Raw genomic sequence first — 18,764 nt, forward strand, 5'->3', positions numbered from 1 at the left:
TCGTATCGGGACTTGCAGGGAATCGGATGAATATGCGAACTATCCCGCATGGCTCGTTTGACCTCATCCGATTCCCTTCCTTTACTGGAAGAGGAAATTGTCCCCACCTTCCGGTTCGAGAAGGGGCTGATGCGCGACGGCTTCCTGCCGGTCGCAGGCGTCGATGAGGCAGGCCGTGGGCCGTTGGCCGGGCCTGTGGTGGCGAGTGCCGTGATCCTCGATCCGCGCAAGATTCCGAAGGGTCTCAACGATTCCAAGCAATTGACGGCGGCGCGGCGGGAAGAGCTTTACGAGGAAATCCTGGCGACGGCGGATGTCGCGATCTCGTCGCTGAGCGCCATCGCGATCGACCGGACGAACATCCTCAGGGCGAGCCTCGAGGCGATGCGGCGAGCCGTGGCGTCACTCCCCAAACGGGCGAAGTTCGTGCTGATCGACGGCCGCGATGTGCCACCGGGCCTCACTTGCCCCGGCAAGGCGCTGGTGAAGGGCGACGCACGTTCGTTCTCAATCGCCGCAGCCTCGATCGTCGCCAAAGTGACGCGTGACCGGATGATGCAGGCCGCCGGCATCACCTTTCCGCAATATGGCTTCGAACAGCATGCTGGCTATGCGACCGAGGTGCATCGCGAGGCGATCACCATTCACGGGCCATGTGCGATCCACCGGATGACGTTCAGTCCGTTCCGGCTGATGGAGTAGTTTCTGTGGGGCAAAGCCCTGCTCCCGCTTCTCCCCTTGGGGAGAAGTGCCGAGCGTAGCGAGGCGATGAGGGGTTCCCACTCCACGCGCGTGTTTTGAGAACCCCTCATCCGGCCTTCGGCCACCTTCTCCCCAAGGGGAGAAGCGGGGACAAGAGGCACTTTCCGTCCTCCATCTTGGGCCTGGCGGTGTAAGACGACGTCACCCGTCGCCAGTGGACATTGCACGGATTCAACGATCCTGCTTAAACCATTCTCGTCCGGTGCCTTTCGAGGAGAATCGGGAAGCCGGTCAGAAATCCGGCGCGTGCCCAACGCTGTGAGGGGGATGGTTTCGCGACATGCCACTGGGAAACCGGGAAGGCCGCGAGCGCCAGGTGAACCCAAGCCAGAAGACCGGCCGGACAGATAGCTGAGGGGCGCGGACGGCCCCTGCGGTGCCAAACCATGTGAGGGACACATGCAGGCCGAACCGTCACGTCATCTCGCCGCTGCGGGACCATTTTCCGAAGCCGAACGCGCCGCCGTCTACCGCGCCATCTATTCCAGGCGCGACGTGCGCAACGAATTCCTGCCCGATCCGATTCCGGACGAGCTACTGCAGCGCCTACTGGCGGCGGCGCATGCAGCGCCATCGGTCGGCTACATGCAGCCGTGGAACTTCATCATTATCCGTGACGAGGCGCGGCGCCGAGCGGTGCATGGGATATTCCATGAAGCCAATATCCAGGCGGCCGACAGACTGGAGGGGGAGCAGAAGCTCAAATATATGAGCCTGAAGCTCGAGGGTATTCTCAAGGCGCCGCTCAATATCTGCATCACTTGCGACCGCAAGCGCGGCGGCGATTTCGTGCTCGGCCGCACCCACAATCCCAGCATGGATCTCTATTCCACCGTCTGTGCCGTGCAGAATTTCTGGCTCGCGGCGCGCGCCGAAGGCGTGGGCGTGGGCTGGGTCAGCATTTTCGATCATGACCGGCTGAAACAGGAACTCGGCATTCCCGACAGCGTCGAGATCATCGCCTATCTCTGCGTCGGGTATGTGGATCAGCTGTATTCGAAGCCGGAATTGGCAGTCAAAGGCTGGCGGGAGAAGCTGCCCTTGGAGAAGCTCGTCTACCAGGAGCACTGGCCGGAGACGTCGCATGTGCTGGACTTTTATCGCGTGGTGGAATGCCGGGCGCGGCTGGGATAGAGCGGTGTCGGCGCAGATGTTGTGGGGGTTGCCGGTCACTCTGTCGTCATCCTCGGGCTTGTCCCGAGGACCTGGTGACGTCAAAGGCTCATTCACCGTCGATTGCCTGGCGCCGACACCGGATCCTCGGGACAAGCCCGAGGAAGACGTCGCGAGTGGGGCGAGGCCTGCAAGACGTTCAACCTTCGAAGAACCTCAGTTCAGCCTTGTCTTCACTTCGCCGACGGCGTTGTTGAAGAGCGCGGCGCCGGCCTTGTCGTCGAGCTTGCTGGCGATCAGCTTCTCGGCGGCGGCGATGGCGAGATCGACGGCTGCGGCGCGGACGGCGTTGACGGCTTCCGATTCGGCGTTCTTGATCTTCTGCTCGGAAAGCGCGGTACGACGTGCGACGTAATCCTCGGTCTTCTGCTTGGCCTCGGCGGCAAGGGTCGCTGCTTCGCGCTGGGCGGCGGCAACGATTTCCTGGGCTTCGGATTCGGCTTCCTTGCGCTTCTTCTGGTATTCGGTCAGCAGCGCCTGGGCTTCGTCGCGCAGCTTCTTGGCGGCGTCGAGTTCGGCGGCGATCTTGGCGGCACGCTCATCGAGGCTCTTGGTGATCATTCTCGGCACGCCGAGATAGATCACCAGACCGATGAAGAGGACAAGAGCGACCTGTGCCCAGATCTGGGCCCACATAGTTGCATCGAACATTGCGATCCCTCTCTTTAAGCCTTGAGCGCGCCGACAGCCGACTTGACATCCGCCTTGGTGACGGAAACGCCGGTGAGCTGTTGAACGATTTGGGCTACAGTGTCCTCGGCAACGACGGCCACTTCCGACAGTGCCTTGTTCTTGATCTCGTTGATGCTGCCTTCGGCATCAGCGATCTTCTTGGAAATATCCGCATCAAGCTTGGTTCGCTCGGCGGTTGCCTCGGCTTTGGCCTTCTCGCGGGCTTCGGCAGCGATCGCGTTGCCCTTGGCGCGGGCCGCGGCGAGTTCCTGCTCGTACTTGGCGACGGCGGCATCCGCCTCGTCCTTCATACGGGTCGCCTCGGCGAGATCGGCGGTAATGCGGTTTTCGCGCGTCTCGATAATGCCGGACAGGCGCGGCGTGATGTGCTTGGCGACCAGATAATAGAAGATGCCAAACGTGATCGCGAGCCAGAGGATCTGCGACGGAAAATGGGACGGATCGAACGGCGGGAAAGCTTCGTGTTCAACTTCGTGAACAGCTGTCGTCGTTGTATTATGCGCGTCGCTTGTCGCGGGCGCCGCTGCATCCGTGGCAGCCGTGGCTGACAGAGCATATGCTGTCGTCACAAACATTCCAACCTCCAGGCCAAGAGGGCCGGTATCAAAAACGGATCACGGGGCGGTAGCCGCCCCGCAACCCTTATGCTTTGTCGCAGCCGATCAGCCGAACAGGGCGAGAAGGGCGATGAGCAGCGAGAAGATGCCCAGAGCTTCCGTAACGGCGAAGCCGAAGATCAGGCGGCCGAACTGGCCATCTGCTGCAGACGGATTGCGAAGAGCGCCGGCCAGGTAGTTGCCGAAAATCGTGCCGAGGCCGATGCCTGCGCCACCCATGCCCAGGCATGCAATACCGGCGCCGATGTACTTTGCTGCTTCCGCGTCCATTGTAGAACTCCTTTAAGTCGTTTGTTGCGGCTATTCCAGCGGAGCGGGCGCGCTCCGCGTGTTCGGTGAAACTCAGTGCCCCGGATGGAGCGCGTCGTTGAGATACATGCAGGTCAGAACCGCAAACACATAGGCCTGCAGGAAGGCGACCAGGAATTCGAGGCCGGTGAGACCGATGGTCATCAGCAGCGGCAGGATGGCGCCGGCAATGCCGAGCGGGCCAAGCATGCCGAGCGAGAAGACGAAGCCGGCGAAGACCTTGAGCGTGATGTGACCGGCGAGCAGGTTCGCGAAAAGACGAACCGAAAGGCTGACCGGACGCGAGAGGAAGGAAATGATCTCGATAAACGTCACCAGCGGGATCAGGACCATCGGCACGCCCGAGGGCACGAAGATGCTGAAGAATTTGAAGCCGTGCTTGTAGATGCCGTAAACGACGACCGTGCCGATCACCAAAAGGGCGAGGCAGATGGTGACGATGATCTGGGAGCCGACGGTGAAGAAGCCGGGGATCATGCCGAAGAAATTGGAAACGAGCACGAAGAGGAAGAGCGAGAAAACCAGCGGAAAGAACTTCTCGCCACCGTGACCGGTCGCGTCCTTCAGCATTTTCGCCACAAATTCATAGGAGAGTTCGGCAATCGACTGCCAGCGGCCGGGAACGACGGCCTTCGGCGCAGAGGCCCAGAGAAGAAATGCCGTCGCGACGACCACCGTCAGGACCATGAACAGGCCCGAATTGGTGAAGTCGTACCTGCCCAGATCCACGATCGTGTTGAGGTGGAACTGGTGGATGGGATCTACCTTGTCTGGTGTCGCCACGTCTGATCTCTCTCGCTTCGCATTCTTTTACAGCCGGCGGCGGGCGCCTACTGCTTGTCTTTATCCCTGTGCATTCCGATCCGGTCCACCGGATGCGGCGAACTGACCTTGCCGGTCGTGCGCAACACATTCAGTACACCGGCAACAAAGCCGAGGAGGACAAAAACGATCAATCCCCATGGCTTCGTCGGAAGAAGAAGGTCCAGAAGGTAACCGAGGATCCCTCCCACCACGATGGCGGAAATGAATTCGGAGGAAATTTTCAAAGCCTCAGAGTAGCCTTTGCGGCTGACATCACTAGACTTTTCGGTCCCCTCGTCTTTCGGCCGCGCCTGCTCAAGCTTCTGATGAAGGCTATCGCGTCGCTCTTCCAGACTATCCTTGCGGTCCGTCTCCATACCTGACCTCCATTGGAGGCCGAGCCTTAGCCGAGGAAACCCGAGCCCACAAGCTGAATTTCAACTGCCGTGAGAGGTGGAGACCCCCGCCTTCAAGCCGCGTGCAACATAGTTACACTCCGTGATTTCGTCAAGGCGATGAGGAACGAAATTAAGGGGTAATTTATTCATAAAAATCAATGATTTAGTTGATTCAAAAGAAGATTCTTCGATTTGCAGTGCAGCAAGCAGCCCGGATGGCTGCTTGACCGAAGAATCTATCAGCTCCAGCCGCCGTAGCGGGTGCGGTAGAAAATATGCAGGCCGATGCGGCCAACCTTCTTCATCGTGCGTCCCCAGTTCGGGCGCACGTAGGTCGCGTGGTAATGCGTCGAATCGCCGACTTCCTTGAGATAGATCTTGCCGGCGGTCACGGCCATCGCGATGTCCTTGGCAGTCTTGAACTTCGACTTGTCGGTCACGCGGTCGGGAATACGGTCGCAGGCGAAAGAGAATTGGCAGCGGTTGCGCCAGTCTTCGTTCTGGTAGACGACGCCGCAGATCGTGTTCGGGAAGGTCGGATTGCGCACCCGGTTGAGCACGACCTGCGCCACGGCGGCCTGGCCCTTGAGCGGCTCGGTGATCGATTCGAAATAGATCGCCTCGGCGAGGCACTGCTGTTCCCTGGGCGCAAACACGCTAGCCGGCAGCACCGATGTCGCCCAGTTGTGATGGACGGCGTCGATCTTCGGCACGAAGCGCTTGGTCGTGTTCTCAGTCAGGATGGAATCGAAGGGCGAGACCTCGGCATAATCCGGCTCGGGATTGGAATAGGCGGTCGCCAGGCTGTCCGCCTCGTCATTGGTCACCAGGCTCGCAAGCATGGCCGGGACGCCATAATCATCGATCTTCGCGCGGTTCTTGTGGAAGGCCAGCGCGATATCCAATCCCTTGTCAAGGATGTCGGACTTGATGAAGGCTGTCCTCTGGTCTTCCATCGGCTCGGTCGAGAACAGGCTGGCCTGGCGGTCGAGGATGGTGCCGGCGGTGAAATCCTTCGGCGGGCGGATGCGCTCGACGGCGACGATGCGGCCCTTCTTGAGCCGGCGATTGACACGATCCTCGTCAGGCGTGACGGGAACGGCCTTTTCCCCAGGCGACAGTGCGACCAGCTTGCCGTCGGGCATCACGAAGCCGCGCGTTTTGGGCTGTGCTTCTTCCTCGTGATTGGCGAAGACCAGTTCTTCCTGGTGAATCGAGCCTGCGGGCGAATCGACCATGAAGCTGCGCCAGCTCTCACCCTTGGTGAGATTGGCCGCGATCATCGAGGCGATATCGGCTTGCGCCGCGGCATTCGGAAAACTCATGAGGCCGGCAAGTGCAAAGATCGACGGGGCGAGCCATTTCGAATAGATCATGCCCGAACGCCGCGACTTAGATTTACGCTTTGACACAGGAACGCTACCCCACTCTGCAACAAGAACCAGAGCTTGGGATAGTGGAGTATTAACCTTGATGATTGGTTAACCGTTAAATTAGACAGGCGTGATGTTGGCGCAAATTTATAGCGTCTTTTTCTATGCAATATTCCCGGCCCTTATTCCGTCCCGTATCCCGAGCCCGCAATGAGCCGATGAAAATGGCGAAAAAACGTCTCCCGGCATCCCAATATCTTGTTGGGTTAACGGGAGCCGAAATGTCGCAGTTCGCTAATATGTGGAAAAATATGCCTCAGACCGAGACATGTGCACCGAGTTCCACCACGCGATTGGCCGGCAGACGGAAGTAATCCGACGGGTCGGTCGCCGCACCCGCGAGCGCGATGAACAGCCTGTCCTGCCAGGATGGCATGCCGGAATTGGCGTCGGCGATCAGCTTGCGCCGGCCGAGGTAGAAGGAGGTCGACATGATGTCGAACTTCAGCCCGGTCTTGCGCAGATGCGCCAGCGCCTGCGAGACGTTCTGGGTTTCCTGGAAGCCGAAATTCAATTCGAGCAGCTGGAAATGTTCCGAGATGCGCTCGATCTTGCCGCGTTCCTCGAGCGGCACGCGCGGCCGGTTCTGAGTTTTGATCGTCAGGATCATGTTCTGGCTGTGCAGAACGTGATTGTGCTTGAGATTGTGCAATAGCGCGGCTGGCGTCGATTTCGGATCCGAGGTGAGGAAGATCGCGGTGCCGGGCACTTCGATCGGACCATGTTCGGATTTCTTCTCGAGCGAGCGGACGAAGGCATCGAGCGGAATGTGGGTGCGCCGCGATTTCTCGAACAGGATGCGTGTGCCGCGACGCCACGTCCACATGATGATCACGAAACAGCTGGCGATCAGCACCGGAACATAGCCGCCGTGATGCAGCTTGGTGAGGTTCGAGCCGAGGAACACCGATTCGATGCAAAGCAGGGGCGCGACCAGCATGAGCGCCTGCGGACGGCTCCACTTCCAGAAGATGCGCAGGAAGTTATAAAACAGGATGGTGGTGACCACCATATCGCCTGTCACCGCGATGCCGTAAGCCACGGCGAGCGATTCCGACGAGCGGAACATCAGCACCAGCGCCATGACGCCGAACAGCAGGATCGTGTTGACTGCCGGCAGGTAGATCTGGCCGGTGTTGGATTCCGACGTGTGATAGATTTCCATGCGCGGCAGGAAGCCGAGGTGGATCGCCTGGCGGGCAAGCGAAAAGGCGCCGGTGATCACCGACTGGCTGGCAATGACGGTGGCGACGGTCGCGAGAATGACGGCCGGGAAGCGGATCACCTCGGGAAACATGAGGTAGAACGGATCGGACAGTGCCGATGGGTCGTGCAGCACCAGGGCACCCTGCCCCAGATAGTTCAGAATCAACGCCGGAAAGATCAGCCCGAACCATGCAAGCGTGATCGGCGCACGCCCGAAATGGCCGAGATCGGCATAGAGCGCTTCGGCGCCGGTGACGGCTAGGAAGACCGAACCCAGCACGACGAAGCCGACGACGCCGCTGTTGAACAGGAACCAGACCCCGTAATAGGGATTGAAGGCGTTGAGAACACTCCAATCATCCTGGATGTGATAGATGCCGATGCCGGCCAGAACGAGAAACCAGAAAGCGGTGATCGGCCCGAAGAATGCCGACACGGCACCGGTGCCGCGTGACTGCACCGCAAACAGGCACACGAGGATGACGACGGAGATCGGCACGACGAATTCGTGCATGCCGGGCGCCACGAATTTCAGGCCTTCCACCGCCGACAGAACCGACAGCGCGGGCGTGATCATGGCGTCGCCGAGAAAGAGCGAAGCTCCGACGACACCGATCAGGAAGAGCAGGCCTGCGCGCTTTTCAGAAACAGCCTTACTCACCAGCGAGAGCAGCGACAGCGTGCCGCCTTCGCCGTCATTGTCGGCCCTGAGCAGGAAGATGACATATTTGAGCGTCACGATGATGGTGAGCGCCCAGAAAAAGAGCGAGATCAGGCCGATGATCTCGCTGCGATCAACGCCGTCGTGGGAAACGGGCCTCAGCGCTTCGCGGAAGGCATAGAGCGGGCTGGTGCCGATGTCGCCATAGACTACGCCGACCGAGCCGAGCGCCAGCGTGAGGAGTTTCCTCGTCGATATCGGACCCTTATGGGAGCCGAAATGTCCCGCCTGTTCAGCCATGATGCAATGCCTGACTCACAGCCAGCCCTTCCAGCGAAAGAAAAAATACGGAATGACCGCGGAGACGACCATCAAGACCAGGGACGAGGGATAACCCGACATCCATTCGAGCTCCGGCATATACTTGAAATTCATACCATAGATCGATGCGACCAAAGTCGGGGGAAGAAGCACGACTGATGCAATCGAGAAAATCTTGATGATGCCGTTCTGTTCCACATTGATCAGACCGAGCGACGCATCGAGCAGGAATGTGATGTTGCCGGAGATGAAATTCGCATGTTCCGACAGCGACTGGATGTCGTGCGTGATCGAATGCGTCAGCGCCTTTGTATCCTTCTCCGCCTTGATGGACTCGACCCCGGTGACGAAGGTCATGAGGCGAGACAGCGAGGCGAGGCTCCCGCGTGTCTTGGAAACGAGGCGATGGTGTTCGGCGATCGCGCCAAGCAGACGCTGCAGTGACTTCGGTGGGTGCTTGCGGCCTTCTTCGCCGTTTTCGCCGAAGATCTTCATCAGAAGCGCATCGCCGCGGACTTCGGCATGCTCGAGGATTTCCGCCGTGCGGTCGGTGATCGTTTCCAGGAGCTTGAGAAGCGCCATCGGGGCGGACTTCACACCGCCCGGCATGCGGCAGATGGCGGCCGCGAAGAGGTCGAAAGACCTGGGATTGTCATAGCGCACCGTAACCAGGCAGGCCGGTGTCAGCACGAAGGCGACATCGGTCAAGACCGGCCGGGGCGTGTCGGCGTAACAGACAAGCGAGCCTGTGAGGTAGACAGCGCGCTCGTCCGCATAGAGCCGGCTGGAGGGCTCGATGTCGCGCAGGTCCTCGCGCGTCGGCACTTCGATGCCTGTCAGGCGCTCGGCGTAGATGTCCTCTTCCTTGGTCGGGAAACTCAGGTCGAGCCAGATCACATCAGGCGGAAGCGCATCCCACGGCTTGTCCACCGTGAGGACCACGGACTCACCGTTCGAACGGTAGGCCGTCATCATGTATTGATTGCTCCGAAGGGATTGATCATGCGCCCCTGCTCAAACCATTCTATCCCGTTGCGGGAACTCGCGCGCAGTCCTTGGGCCGCTAGGGAAAGCGGCGTGGGCGGTGGTATTGCCCATCTCAAGTGAAGAATCAAGAAAAGAATAATGCACCGCAATAGGCCCCGTATGCTTGACATCGGGGAAACCGGAGCGGCAGCGGCCAGTGGAACCGGGGAGATCGGGAGACCTATTCGAACACGATCGCCGGGGCCGTGCGTGCGACAGCCCCTTCCCCGGAGAGCTGACTCCAGACCTTGTCCGCGATGTCACGATAGACCTTGGCATGCGGGCCATCGGGCGCCGAGACCGTGACCGGCGTGCCCGAATCGGAATTCTCGCGGATGGTCATGGCCAGCGGCACTTCGCCGAGGAAGGGAACGCCGAGCTTTTCGGCTTCGGCACGCGCGCCGCCATGGCCGAAGATGTCATGGCTGGTGCCGCAGGTCGGGCAGATGAAGTGGCTCATGTTCTCGACGACACCGAGGAGAGGCACCTCCACCTTCTGGAACATCGCGATGCCTTTGCGGGCGTCGATCAGCGCAAGATCCTGCGGAGTCGAGACGATGACTGCGCCGGAGAGCGGCACCTGCTGCGCCATGGTGAGCTGCGCATCGCCGGTGCCGGGCGGCATATCAACGACCAGCACGTCGAGATCGCCCCAGGCGACCTCGCGCAACATCTGCAAGAGGGCGGACTGGATCATCGGCCCGCGCCAGATCATGGCGGTGCCTTCGTCGACGAGATAGCCCATCGACATGGTGCGCAGACCGTAATTCTCCATCGGCTTGATCAGCTTGCCGTCGATCTGTTGCGGCCGGCCGGAAATGTTCATCAGGCGCGGGACGGAGGGGCCGTAGATATCCGCATCGAGAATGCCAATCCTGAGCCCGAGCGCCTGGAGGCCGAGCGCGATATTGACCGCGGTGGTGGATTTGCCCACGCCGCCCTTGCCCGATGCGACGGCGATGATGTGCTTGACGCCGGGAATGCCCGGCTTCGGTGCCGGTGCGGCGGGCGCTCGCGGCGCGTGGCTATGACCGGCATGGCTGTGTCCTGCTTGGGCAGGCGCCGGTGCAGGTCGAGATGCCGGCTGGGCTGAGCCAGCGCGCTTGTCGGCGGTGAGCGCGGCGAATGCCCCCTTCATGCCGGGCATTTCCTTGACGACGCGCTCGGCGGCCTGGCGCAACGGCTCGAGTTCCTTGGCGCGCTCGGCCGGCACGGTAATCGAGAAATAGGCTTTGCCGTCGGAGATGAAGACATCGGAGACCATTCCCAGGTCGACGATGTTGCCTTCCATGTCAGGTCCGCGCACGGCCTTCAGCCGTTCGAGCACATCGTTGCTGGTGACGTCAGCCATTCTCTCATATCCCGCAGTTATCCTGGGGGTTAGATAGGCGACAGCGGTGCACAAGCCAACAGGCAAGCGACAAGTTTTCAATGCTTGGGAAAAGAAAGCGCCGCCTTCCGTGATCATGGGAGGAGGAATGATCGGAAGGCGGCTGCTCTGATGCGGTCTTTGCGGCCGCGATTATGGTCCCCTCTGGACCTGAAATATAGAAAGCAGGAAGCGTGCCAACTCGAAAAACGTATACTTGAGCCGAGAATGCAGGAAAACGGGCCAGGTATTTGGCGGATCGAAGCGATCTGTTGTCTAAATTTTCAGCGATGCGCAACAATTAGGCAAATGCAGGAAGATAAAAACGGCCGCCAGCCTTTAGGTAAAGGTGTCCAAGTGCCGGATGTGGATTGGACGACACGAGACTAAACTCTGAAGTCTGGCGGCAAATGCCGATTTGCGGCGATCTGAAACCGCCTACTTGCCCTTAGTTTAACTGCCAGACCCGATATGCGCTGTAACGAAGGGAACTGCGCGAAAATGAGGGGCGGCTCCGCCAGCCGCCCCGGCTTCACAGAGTCCTCGACTTAGGGGCGAAGCATTATGAGTCTAGCCCACCGCGCGCTCACCACAAGAGTCCAAAAGATGAACGCTCTGAACTGTACGTTTCCTACCAAATGACGGAACGCGGGGCCGGGCAATGCGCTGATGCGCCGGTGCCGCGCTGCCGCCGCCCCTGCAAGCCGAACGGCATGGCAGCAAGTGCACTCATCGCTGAAGAAAGTAACCCGCCCGGCAGGGCTGCGGGCGGGTTCTACCAGCGGGCGTCTCCGATGTCGCGAGTTGCGCAAGGGAGTGGGGTACACCTGCCAGAATTTTACAGGACATAACGCAAAACTTCGTCCGAGAAGTCACGCTATACGTGCATGGGGGAAATCATATCCCCCGTTTGGGTTAGAAGGCAAAATAAATCGTGATTTTACCCTAAAATTTTAGGGGTTTCTTATTTTCGCAACTTTTCGTATCTCCGGCGGCCACGATGCTCTTTCTGTGACGGACATGTCGTCTCCTCCTCACCGGCCAGAATGACGTTTCAAACGCAGATCTGCCGCCTGGCGGGCGAACCGTGCATCCCCAACATTAGTTATCCGTTTAAGTACGGCGTATGATCTACTTTAATCAATGAATACGAATCCACAATCTCACGTATAATTTCTGCGGGCGCGCATATTACTGATATAGTATCACCGCGTCTTTCATAAGATATTTTACCACGCTGGCTATTTCTACTTCCAAGTGTTGCTTGTCACAGAATTGGCCAAGACGTAATCCGCCATTCTCACCCAGGGCCGGGAAGAACGACAGGGGAGACAGCGCACGGTCAATCAGCTGATAATGCCCGTCCGCAAGGCCTTGGCCACCGCCTGGGCGCGGTTGACCGTGTCGAGCTTGCGCGTGGCGCGATTGAGGTAGTGGTTGACAGTGTGTTCGGAGAGGCCGAGGATCTCGGAGATCTCGGCGCTCGTCTTGCCGGCGGCAGTCCAGTTGAGACAGTCGATCTCGCGGTCGGTCAGTTCGTCGGTCGGCTTGACGTCCTTGCGGCCGATCTCGTGCAGCTTGTCGAAAACATGCGTCGAAATCATCAGGAGTTCGAGCATTTCCTGCCCGTCGAGCAACGGCCGGTCGCCGAACAGGCTGACGACACCCCTCTCGCCGCTCGGCTCGCTGACCGGGAAGAAGGCCGATCGCGACATCTTGAACTGATTGAAAAGCTCGAAAACTGCAAGAGCCCTGCTGTCGCCGCTTTGCTTCTCCCGGTCGAGATCGAGCGTGAAGGGAAGCGTGGACTTCCTGAGCCTGGCGACCGCGGGAGAATTGAGGATCAGTCCGGCTTGATCGAATTTAGAAAGCAACTCGGCCGGCCAGCTCGATATGATGGATGCCGTCTGCAAGGCCTGGGTCGTGGCACCCGGGATGCGCATGACCATAAAGGCCCGCATACCGAACAAATCCGTCACTTTTTTGAGAAACCGGAACATATCGAACTGCGTGGACAAAGTTGAAATCTCTTTCAACAAGCCCTCATAGTCTACCTGACGTGAGTCCCGTTCGTTTTCCATTACCATCTTACTGATCACGCCGGGCAAATATACTCTGCGGCATGACTGATCTCATGCAGTGGACGTGTATCTCAACGCATGGAACATCCTATTGGTGGGCTCGCAAAGCGCCCGTCAACAGCAGTTTCTATACGGAGAACAATTCACCATGATAATTGTTCGAGTAATTCCTTTATGGGACGCCAAGGACATCCCAATCAAACAGCCAGCTTTCTATATTTGCACCCCCGACAGCCCTGTCGCTCAGGGTGTCATGGCAGACATTCGGTTGATTCGCCAGCGCTCGATTGACAATCCGCAAGTACAGGACACCGCGGCATCGCACCCTGGATCATTATTATCTCCACTTGTCACTTCACGCGAATAAAAAGCATGCAAAATCCGTTCGAAGACGGAAAAGTATGATTTTTGAAAAGAGGGGTTTCCTGCCTGGCGCTTCCGGCTTATATCAACGGCGGGTGGGAGGAGTTTCGGCCGGAATGCGTTTGCCCAGTGCAATATTCAAAGACCTCGAAAATGCAGGCGTGTTGATCACAGGCGGCGGCTCCGGAATCGGTGCCGCGCTGGTCGAAGGCTTTGCAGCACAGGGCGCGAAAGTGGCCTTCATCGACATCGACGAGACGGCAGGCGATGCCGTGGTCGACGCGCTGTCCGGTGCTACGCACAAGCCGCTGTTCCTGCATGCCGATCTCACTGATATCGCGGCGATACGCGCTGCCGTCACGGCTGCCGGCGAGGCACTCGGCGGCATCCGCGTGCTCATCAACAATGCCGCCTGGGACGACCGCCGGGATATCGACGACATCACCGAGGAATACTGGCAGAAGAGCCAGGACATCAACCTCCGGCCGGTCATGTTCGTCACGCAGGCTGTGCTGCCGTTCATGCGCGCGGTAGGCGGCGGCTCGATCATCAATTTCTCCTCCATCGCCTATTTGATGAACCTGCCGGATTTCCCGGCTTACGTGACGGCGAAGGCCGGCATTATCGGGCTCACCAAGGGGCTCGCGGGTCGGCTCGGACGCGAGAACATTCGGGTCAACGCCTTGCTGCCCGGCATGGTGCTCACCGAGCGCCAGAAGAAGCTCTGGGTCAGCGACGCCGATGCGACGGCGCATCTTACGCGGCAGGCGCTGAAATTCTCGCTGGTCGCCGAGGACATGGTGGGGCCGTGCCTCTTCCTGGCTTCGGACTGTTCGCGCGCGATGACCGCCCAATCCATGATTGTCGACGGAGGCGTTGCCTGATGCCCAATCCCCGCTATGCCGCCGTCGATTGGGGCACGACCAGTTTCCGCCTTTGGCTGATCGGTGACGATGGCGCGATCCTCGGCGAAAGCCGGTCGCGCGAGGGCATGACGACGGCGCGCGAGACCGGCTTCGCCGCCGTGCTGGACAAGCATCTTGCAGAAGTCGGCGCGGCGGTTGATACGCCCGTCATCATGTGCGGCATGGTGGGCGCCAAGCAGGGCTGGGTCGAGGCGGGCTATATTGACGTGCCGGCCAGACTTTCCGACATTTCAAGCAAGGCTGTCAGCGTTCCCGGCGTGAGCCGCGACATCCGCATCCTGCCCGGCCTCGCCCAGCGAGATATCAACGCCGCCGACGTGATGCGGGGCGAGGAAACGCAGTTGCTCGGCTGTGCCGAGAGCATGAAGTACAGCGATTGCCTGATCGCCATGCCCGGCACGCACTCGAAATGGGTGCGTGTGGTGCGCCACGAAGTGCTGGGCTTCTCGACCTTCATGACCGGCGAACTGTTCGACGTCATCACGAAGCAATCTATTCTGCAGCATGCGGTCAAGGATGCCGCGGGCTTCGATGGCGGCCATCCGGCGTTCCTGTCGGCGCTACATAGCGCCCATAAGGAGCCGGAACTGGCGACCAACCGGCTGTTTGCGATACGCGCACGCGGGCTGCTGTTCTCGCTGTCGCCGACCGATGCCGAGGCCACGCTGTCCGGCATGATGATCGGGCTGGAGCTTGCCGGCGCGCTGAAATCCGCGCCGAGGAACGCGCCGGTTATCCTGGTCGCATCGGGCAAGCTGCGCGGCCTCTACGAGGCGGCATTCCACAGGCTCGGGCTCAAATCCACGACAATCGATGCAGACGAGGCGGTGCGCCGCGGGCTCTCCCAGGCCGCGCGCGAAATCTGGCCAAGTGACGAAGGATCCGGCAACTGATGTCCCGCATACCATTTCCACCGATGAAGTATCCGCTTGTCGCGATCCTGCGCGGCCTGAAGCCCGATGAGACGAAGGCGACGGTCGAGGCGCTGCTCGAGGCCGGCCTGCGCGCGATCGAGATTCCGCTCAATTCGCCCGAACCGTTCAAGTCGATCGAGATCGCTGCGAAAATGGCGCCCGCGGATGCGTTGATCGGCGCCGGTACGGTGCTGACGATCGAGGATGTCGATCGGCTGGAACAGGCGGGTGGACGGCTGTTCGTCAGCCCGAATGTCGATGTGCAGGTGCTGTCTCATGCAGTCTCGAAAGGCATGGTCACGCTTCCTGGTGTCTTCACGCCGACAGAGGCACTGGCCGCCGCCCGCGCGGGTGCCACGGGCCTCAAGTTCTTCCCGGCAAGCGCGCTCGGCGTTTCCGGCATCAACGCCATCCGCGCCGTGCTGCCGGCGGACCTTATGATCGCGGCGGTGGGCGGCGTGTCGGACGAGAATTTCGCAGATTATGCCAAGGGCGGCATCAAGGCCTTCGGCCTCGGCTCCAGCATCTACAAACCAGGCATGTCGGCGGACGAGGTCAGCAAGCGCGCCAAGGCCACCATCGCCGCCTATGACCAGGCATTCGGAGCGTGACATGACGGAAGTTCAACCTTATCCCGGTCGTGCGCTCGACAGCTTCAACACCTATCACGGCGAGGGTCCGACCTACGATCCCACGACAGATACGGCGTGGTGGTTCTCGATCGGAAATCGCGAACTGCATGAGTTGAACCTGACGACGGGCAAAAAGACCGTGCACGCCCTGCCCTTCATGGCGAGCGTGCTGGCCCGCATAGACGACCGGCGACAGATGATCGCCTCCGAGCATGGCCTGCATATCCGCGACATCGCGACCGGGGCGCTGGAACTGGTCACGCCGATCGAAAACGGCATCGAGCACATGCGCTCCAATGACGGGCGCTGCCACCCATCCGGCGCGCTCTGGTACGGCACCATGACCAAGACCGGCGGTGCGCACCGCAAGGGCGCGGGCACGATCTACCATGTGGCATCGGGCAAGGTGACGCCCATCGTCACCGATATCTCGATCCCCAACGGCATCTGTTTCTCGCCCGACGGCGCGATCGGCTACTACGTCGATACGATGGAAAACCTCTACATGAAGGTTGCCGTCGATCCCGCGACCGGCCTACCGTCCGGCAAACCCGAGGTCTTCTACGATGGACGCTGGGAGGATGGCGGCATCGACGGTTCGGTCTGCGCGGCGGACGGCACGATCTGGAACGCACGCTGGGGCGTCGGCGAGGTGCACCATTATTCGGTCGATGGCCGCATCACCGAGCGCTACAAGCTGCCGCCGAAACAGGCCACCTGCCCGGCCTTCATCGGCAAAAACGCCGACCGGCTGATGGTAACGACTGCCCGTGAAGACCTCGACGAAGAGGACCTGAAGGCCGACCCGCAGGCCGGCTACACCTATGAACTGGGGGTGCCGGTCAAGGGCATTTTCGACGCCGCCTACAAGATTTGACGGCAGAGCTAGGCGTGCCGAATACCGGCTGCCATTGGCAATTTATGCCATGACTGCTACATTCAGGATTATTCATCCTGGGTAGGACGCACCATGCCGACACGCAACGTCGTATTGACCAACCATCACGAAGACATCATCGACCATCTGGTCAAGTCCGGTCGGTATCAGAATGCGAGCGAGGTATTGCGCGAGGGGCTTCGCCTGATCGAACAGCGTGAAAACCTAGAAGCGATAAAGCTGGAAGCACTGCGTGACGCCGGGGCAGCCGGCTTTGCCGATCTCGATGAGGACAGATTTATCGAGGTTCCGGACAGTAGGCTTGACGAATTCATCACCAATATTGGGCTTGAAGCAGAAGAACGCATACGCAAGGCAAGCGCCTGACGTCGATGCGCAATTTCCGACTTTCCGACACGGCGCGCGCGGACATGGTTGATATTCTCACGCGGACCCACGAACGTTTCGGCGCCATGGCGCGCAAGCGCTACGAGCGCCTGATCATAACGGCTCTACGCGACGTGGCAGCGGATCCTCGACGGATCGGGACCATAGATCGCCCTGAACTTGGAAAGAATGTTCGCAGCTATCACCTCCGGCATAGCCGTGAACGCGCTGGGCTTGAAAGCGGCATGGTCCGGCAGCCACGCCATCTCCTCCTCTATCGGATCACCGGTCCTGACATCATCGGGATCGGTCGAGTGCTCCATGACGCAATGGAGTTGGAGAGGCATCTTCCCGGACGCTATGGCGACGAATAGAGTCTGGCGTTGGACAGCTCATATTGCCGGCGCTCGCGCGAGCCAATCCGTGGCCTGCTCATAGGCCGCTGCCATTTCCAGTACCCTGCGGTCGGCGCGCGGTGGGCCGATGATCTGGATGCCGGTTGGAAGCCCGTTCTGGCTGAAACCCGCCGGAATCGCCGCGACCGGCAGGCCGGCCATGCTTGGGCCGATCACCACTTCCATCCAGCGATGATAGGTGTCCATGGTCCGGCCCGCTATTTCCGCCGGCCAATGCAGAGCGGCGTCGAACGGGAAGACTTGCGCCGAGGGCAGGATGAGGAAATCGTAGCGCTCGAAGAGTGTCAGGATGTGGCGATACCAGTCGCTGCGGATCATCGAGGCAGCGTGGACTTCCCGAGCCGTCAGATCCTGTCCGTTCTCGATCTCCCAGATCAGTTCCGGCTTCATCAAGGCGCGTTTTGCGGGATCGGCATAGTCGGACGCGTTTCCGTTCGAGACGAGGAAGTGGCGCATCGTCCTCCAGCCGTGCCACAGGCGGTCCATGTCGAAGCCAGGATCGACGGCCTCAACCGTGGCACCGAGCGTTCTGAATGGCTCAAGTGCTGCTTCGCACAGGGCGAGCACGCCCGGCTCGAAGGACAGATAGCCGTCATAATCAGCGAGCCAGCCGATGCGCAGGCCATTGCTATCCAGCGGCTTGATACGCGAGAAATCCACCTTGGGAAGTGACATCGGGTCGCGGAAATCATAGCCGGCCTGGATATCGAGCAGCGCCGCGACATCGGCGACAGTGCGGCCCATCGGGCCGTTGGTGGATAGCTGCCCGAGATAGAGTTCGGTCTCCAGCGAGGCGATCCGCCCATAGGTCGGCCGGAAGCCGATGACATTGTTGAAGGCGGCGGGATTGCGGAGCGATCCCATCATGTCGCTGCCGTCGGCAAGGGGCAGCATGCGGGCCGCGAGCGCCGCCGCCGCGCCGCCGCTCGATCCGCCCGCGCTCTTCGTAAGGTCGTACGGATTGCGGGTGACGCCGAAGATAGGGTTGTAGGTGTGCGAACCCAGCCCCTTTTCGGGAACATTGGTCTTGCCGATGATGATCGCTCCACCAGCGCGGATGCGCGCGACGTGGATGTCGTCGAAATCAGGCACGAAATCGCTTGTGACGGCTGAACCGTAGGTGCAGCGGATGCCCTTGGCTTCCGAGAGATCCTTGATGGCGAAAGGCATGCCGTGCAGGAAGCCGCGCGAGCGGCCGTCATCCAGTTCGCGATCGGCCGCCGCCGCTTCGCGCATCAGTTCATCGGCATCGCGCAGGCTGACGACGGCATTGATGCGGGGATTCACCTCGGCGATGCGGGTGAGAAACGCCTCCATGACCTGGCTGCACGACAGCCGCCTGCTGTGGATGGACGCCGACAGTTCGGTGGCTGACAGGGTTGTTATTGTATCCAAT

At 60.2% G+C, this 18,764-nt stretch carries 19 protein-coding genes and 1 riboswitch; of the genes, 8 read left to right on the forward strand and 11 right to left on the reverse strand.

All coding sequences use genetic code 11. From position 1 onward, the window contains the following. The first annotated feature begins 48 nt into the window (after positions 1-48). Positions 49-702: a ribonuclease HII gene (locus tag ACSQ26_RS16590; RefSeq protein WP_436010679.1), complete on the forward strand. Its 654-nt coding sequence runs from the start codon at positions 49-51 to the stop codon at positions 700-702. 243 nt (positions 703-945) lie between these two features. Next, positions 946-1,120, forward strand: a riboswitch (cobalamin riboswitch). Positions 1,121-1,161: 41 nt separating this feature from the next. Continuing rightward, positions 1,162-1,896, forward strand: a complete 735-nt coding sequence (gene bluB / locus ACSQ26_RS16595) for a 5,6-dimethylbenzimidazole synthase (RefSeq protein ID WP_436010681.1) — start codon at positions 1,162-1,164, stop codon at positions 1,894-1,896. Positions 1,897-2,091: 195 nt separating this feature from the next. Here bluB and ACSQ26_RS16600 read toward each other — a convergent pair whose 3' ends face one another. The 10 genes from ACSQ26_RS16600 to ACSQ26_RS16645 form a co-directional block, all read right to left on the reverse strand. Then, a complete protein-coding gene (locus ACSQ26_RS16600) occupies positions 2,092-2,586 on the reverse strand; it encodes a F0F1 ATP synthase subunit B (RefSeq protein ID WP_436010683.1) in 495 nt (164 codons plus the stop codon). Between the two features lie 14 nt (positions 2,587-2,600). Beyond that, positions 2,601-3,203 (reverse strand): F0F1 ATP synthase subunit B, encoded by a 603-nt coding sequence (locus ACSQ26_RS16605; RefSeq protein ID WP_436010685.1) that lies wholly within the window; start codon positions 3,201-3,203, stop codon positions 2,601-2,603. Positions 3,204-3,290: 87 nt separating this feature from the next. Beyond that, positions 3,291-3,515, reverse strand: coding sequence for a F0F1 ATP synthase subunit C (locus tag ACSQ26_RS16610; protein ID WP_099306389.1), 225 nt, complete (start codon positions 3,513-3,515; stop codon positions 3,291-3,293). A gap of 72 nt (positions 3,516-3,587) precedes the next feature. Next, positions 3,588-4,337 carry a F0F1 ATP synthase subunit A gene (locus ACSQ26_RS16615; protein ID WP_436010687.1) on the reverse strand — a complete coding sequence of 250 codons (750 nt, stop codon included), beginning with the start codon at positions 4,335-4,337 and terminating at the stop codon, positions 3,588-3,590. A gap of 47 nt (positions 4,338-4,384) precedes the next feature. After that, positions 4,385-4,735, reverse strand: a complete 351-nt coding sequence (locus ACSQ26_RS16620; protein WP_436010689.1) for an AtpZ/AtpI family protein — start codon at positions 4,733-4,735, stop codon at positions 4,385-4,387. A gap of 260 nt (positions 4,736-4,995) precedes the next feature. Then, entirely contained in the window at positions 4,996-6,132 is a 1,137-nt protein-coding gene (locus ACSQ26_RS16625) for a cell wall hydrolase (RefSeq protein ID WP_436010691.1), read from the reverse strand. Between the two features lie 313 nt (positions 6,133-6,445). Then, on the reverse strand, positions 6,446-8,356 hold the full coding sequence (locus ACSQ26_RS16630; RefSeq protein WP_436010693.1) for a potassium transporter Kup: 1,911 nt from the start codon (positions 8,354-8,356) through the stop codon (positions 6,446-6,448). A gap of 15 nt (positions 8,357-8,371) precedes the next feature. Next, the gene (locus ACSQ26_RS16635) at positions 8,372-9,352 is read right to left on the reverse strand and encodes a magnesium transporter CorA family protein (RefSeq protein WP_436010695.1); all 981 of its coding nucleotides are present in this window, start codon (positions 9,350-9,352) and stop codon (positions 8,372-8,374) included. Positions 9,353-9,584: 232 nt separating this feature from the next. Continuing rightward, positions 9,585-10,754: an iron-sulfur cluster carrier protein ApbC gene (gene apbC / locus ACSQ26_RS16640; protein ID WP_436010697.1), complete on the reverse strand. Its 1,170-nt coding sequence runs from the start codon at positions 10,752-10,754 to the stop codon at positions 9,585-9,587. 1,364 nt (positions 10,755-12,118) lie between these two features. Beyond that, positions 12,119-12,853, reverse strand: coding sequence for a helix-turn-helix transcriptional regulator (locus ACSQ26_RS16645; RefSeq protein ID WP_436010699.1), 735 nt, complete (start codon positions 12,851-12,853; stop codon positions 12,119-12,121). 479 nt (positions 12,854-13,332) lie between these two features. Here ACSQ26_RS16645 and ACSQ26_RS16650 point away from each other — a divergent pair, with 479 nt between their 5' ends. The 6 genes from ACSQ26_RS16650 to ACSQ26_RS16675 all read left to right on the forward strand — a co-directional run bounded on the left by ACSQ26_RS16650 (position 13,333) and on the right by ACSQ26_RS16675 (position 17,326). Continuing rightward, positions 13,333-14,100 (forward strand): SDR family NAD(P)-dependent oxidoreductase, encoded by a 768-nt coding sequence (locus tag ACSQ26_RS16650; RefSeq protein ID WP_436010701.1) that lies wholly within the window; start codon positions 13,333-13,335, stop codon positions 14,098-14,100. After that, positions 14,100-15,035: a 2-dehydro-3-deoxygalactonokinase gene (locus ACSQ26_RS16655; protein WP_436010703.1), complete on the forward strand. Its 936-nt coding sequence runs from the start codon at positions 14,100-14,102 to the stop codon at positions 15,033-15,035. Before ACSQ26_RS16650 ends, ACSQ26_RS16655 begins: the two co-directional genes overlap by 1 nt. Further along, a complete protein-coding gene (locus tag ACSQ26_RS16660) occupies positions 15,035-15,667 on the forward strand; it encodes a 2-dehydro-3-deoxy-6-phosphogalactonate aldolase (protein WP_436010705.1) in 633 nt (210 codons plus the stop codon). The genes ACSQ26_RS16655 and ACSQ26_RS16660 overlap by 1 nt, the downstream gene beginning before the upstream one ends. A gap of 1 nt (position 15,668) precedes the next feature. Beyond that, on the forward strand, positions 15,669-16,565 hold the full coding sequence (locus ACSQ26_RS16665; RefSeq protein ID WP_436010707.1) for an SMP-30/gluconolactonase/LRE family protein: 897 nt from the start codon (positions 15,669-15,671) through the stop codon (positions 16,563-16,565). Positions 16,566-16,658: 93 nt separating this feature from the next. Beyond that, complete coding sequence (locus ACSQ26_RS16670) at positions 16,659-16,952, forward strand: type II toxin-antitoxin system ParD family antitoxin (protein ID WP_436010709.1); 294 nt, start codon at positions 16,659-16,661, stop codon at positions 16,950-16,952. A gap of 5 nt (positions 16,953-16,957) precedes the next feature. Then, positions 16,958-17,326, forward strand: coding sequence for a type II toxin-antitoxin system RelE/ParE family toxin (locus ACSQ26_RS16675; RefSeq protein WP_436010711.1), 369 nt, complete (start codon positions 16,958-16,960; stop codon positions 17,324-17,326). An 18-nt stretch (positions 17,327-17,344) separates the two neighbouring features. On the opposite strand, the gene ACSQ26_RS16680 is transcribed toward ACSQ26_RS16675, so the two are convergent. Next, complete coding sequence (locus ACSQ26_RS16680; RefSeq protein ID WP_436010713.1) at positions 17,345-18,763, reverse strand: amidase; 1,419 nt, start codon at positions 18,761-18,763, stop codon at positions 17,345-17,347. Position 18,764 lies beyond the last annotated feature (1 nt).

Source organism: Rhizobium sp. LjRoot254 (genome assembly GCF_964254105.1).
GTDB lineage: Bacteria > Pseudomonadota > Alphaproteobacteria > Rhizobiales > Rhizobiaceae > Rhizobium_E.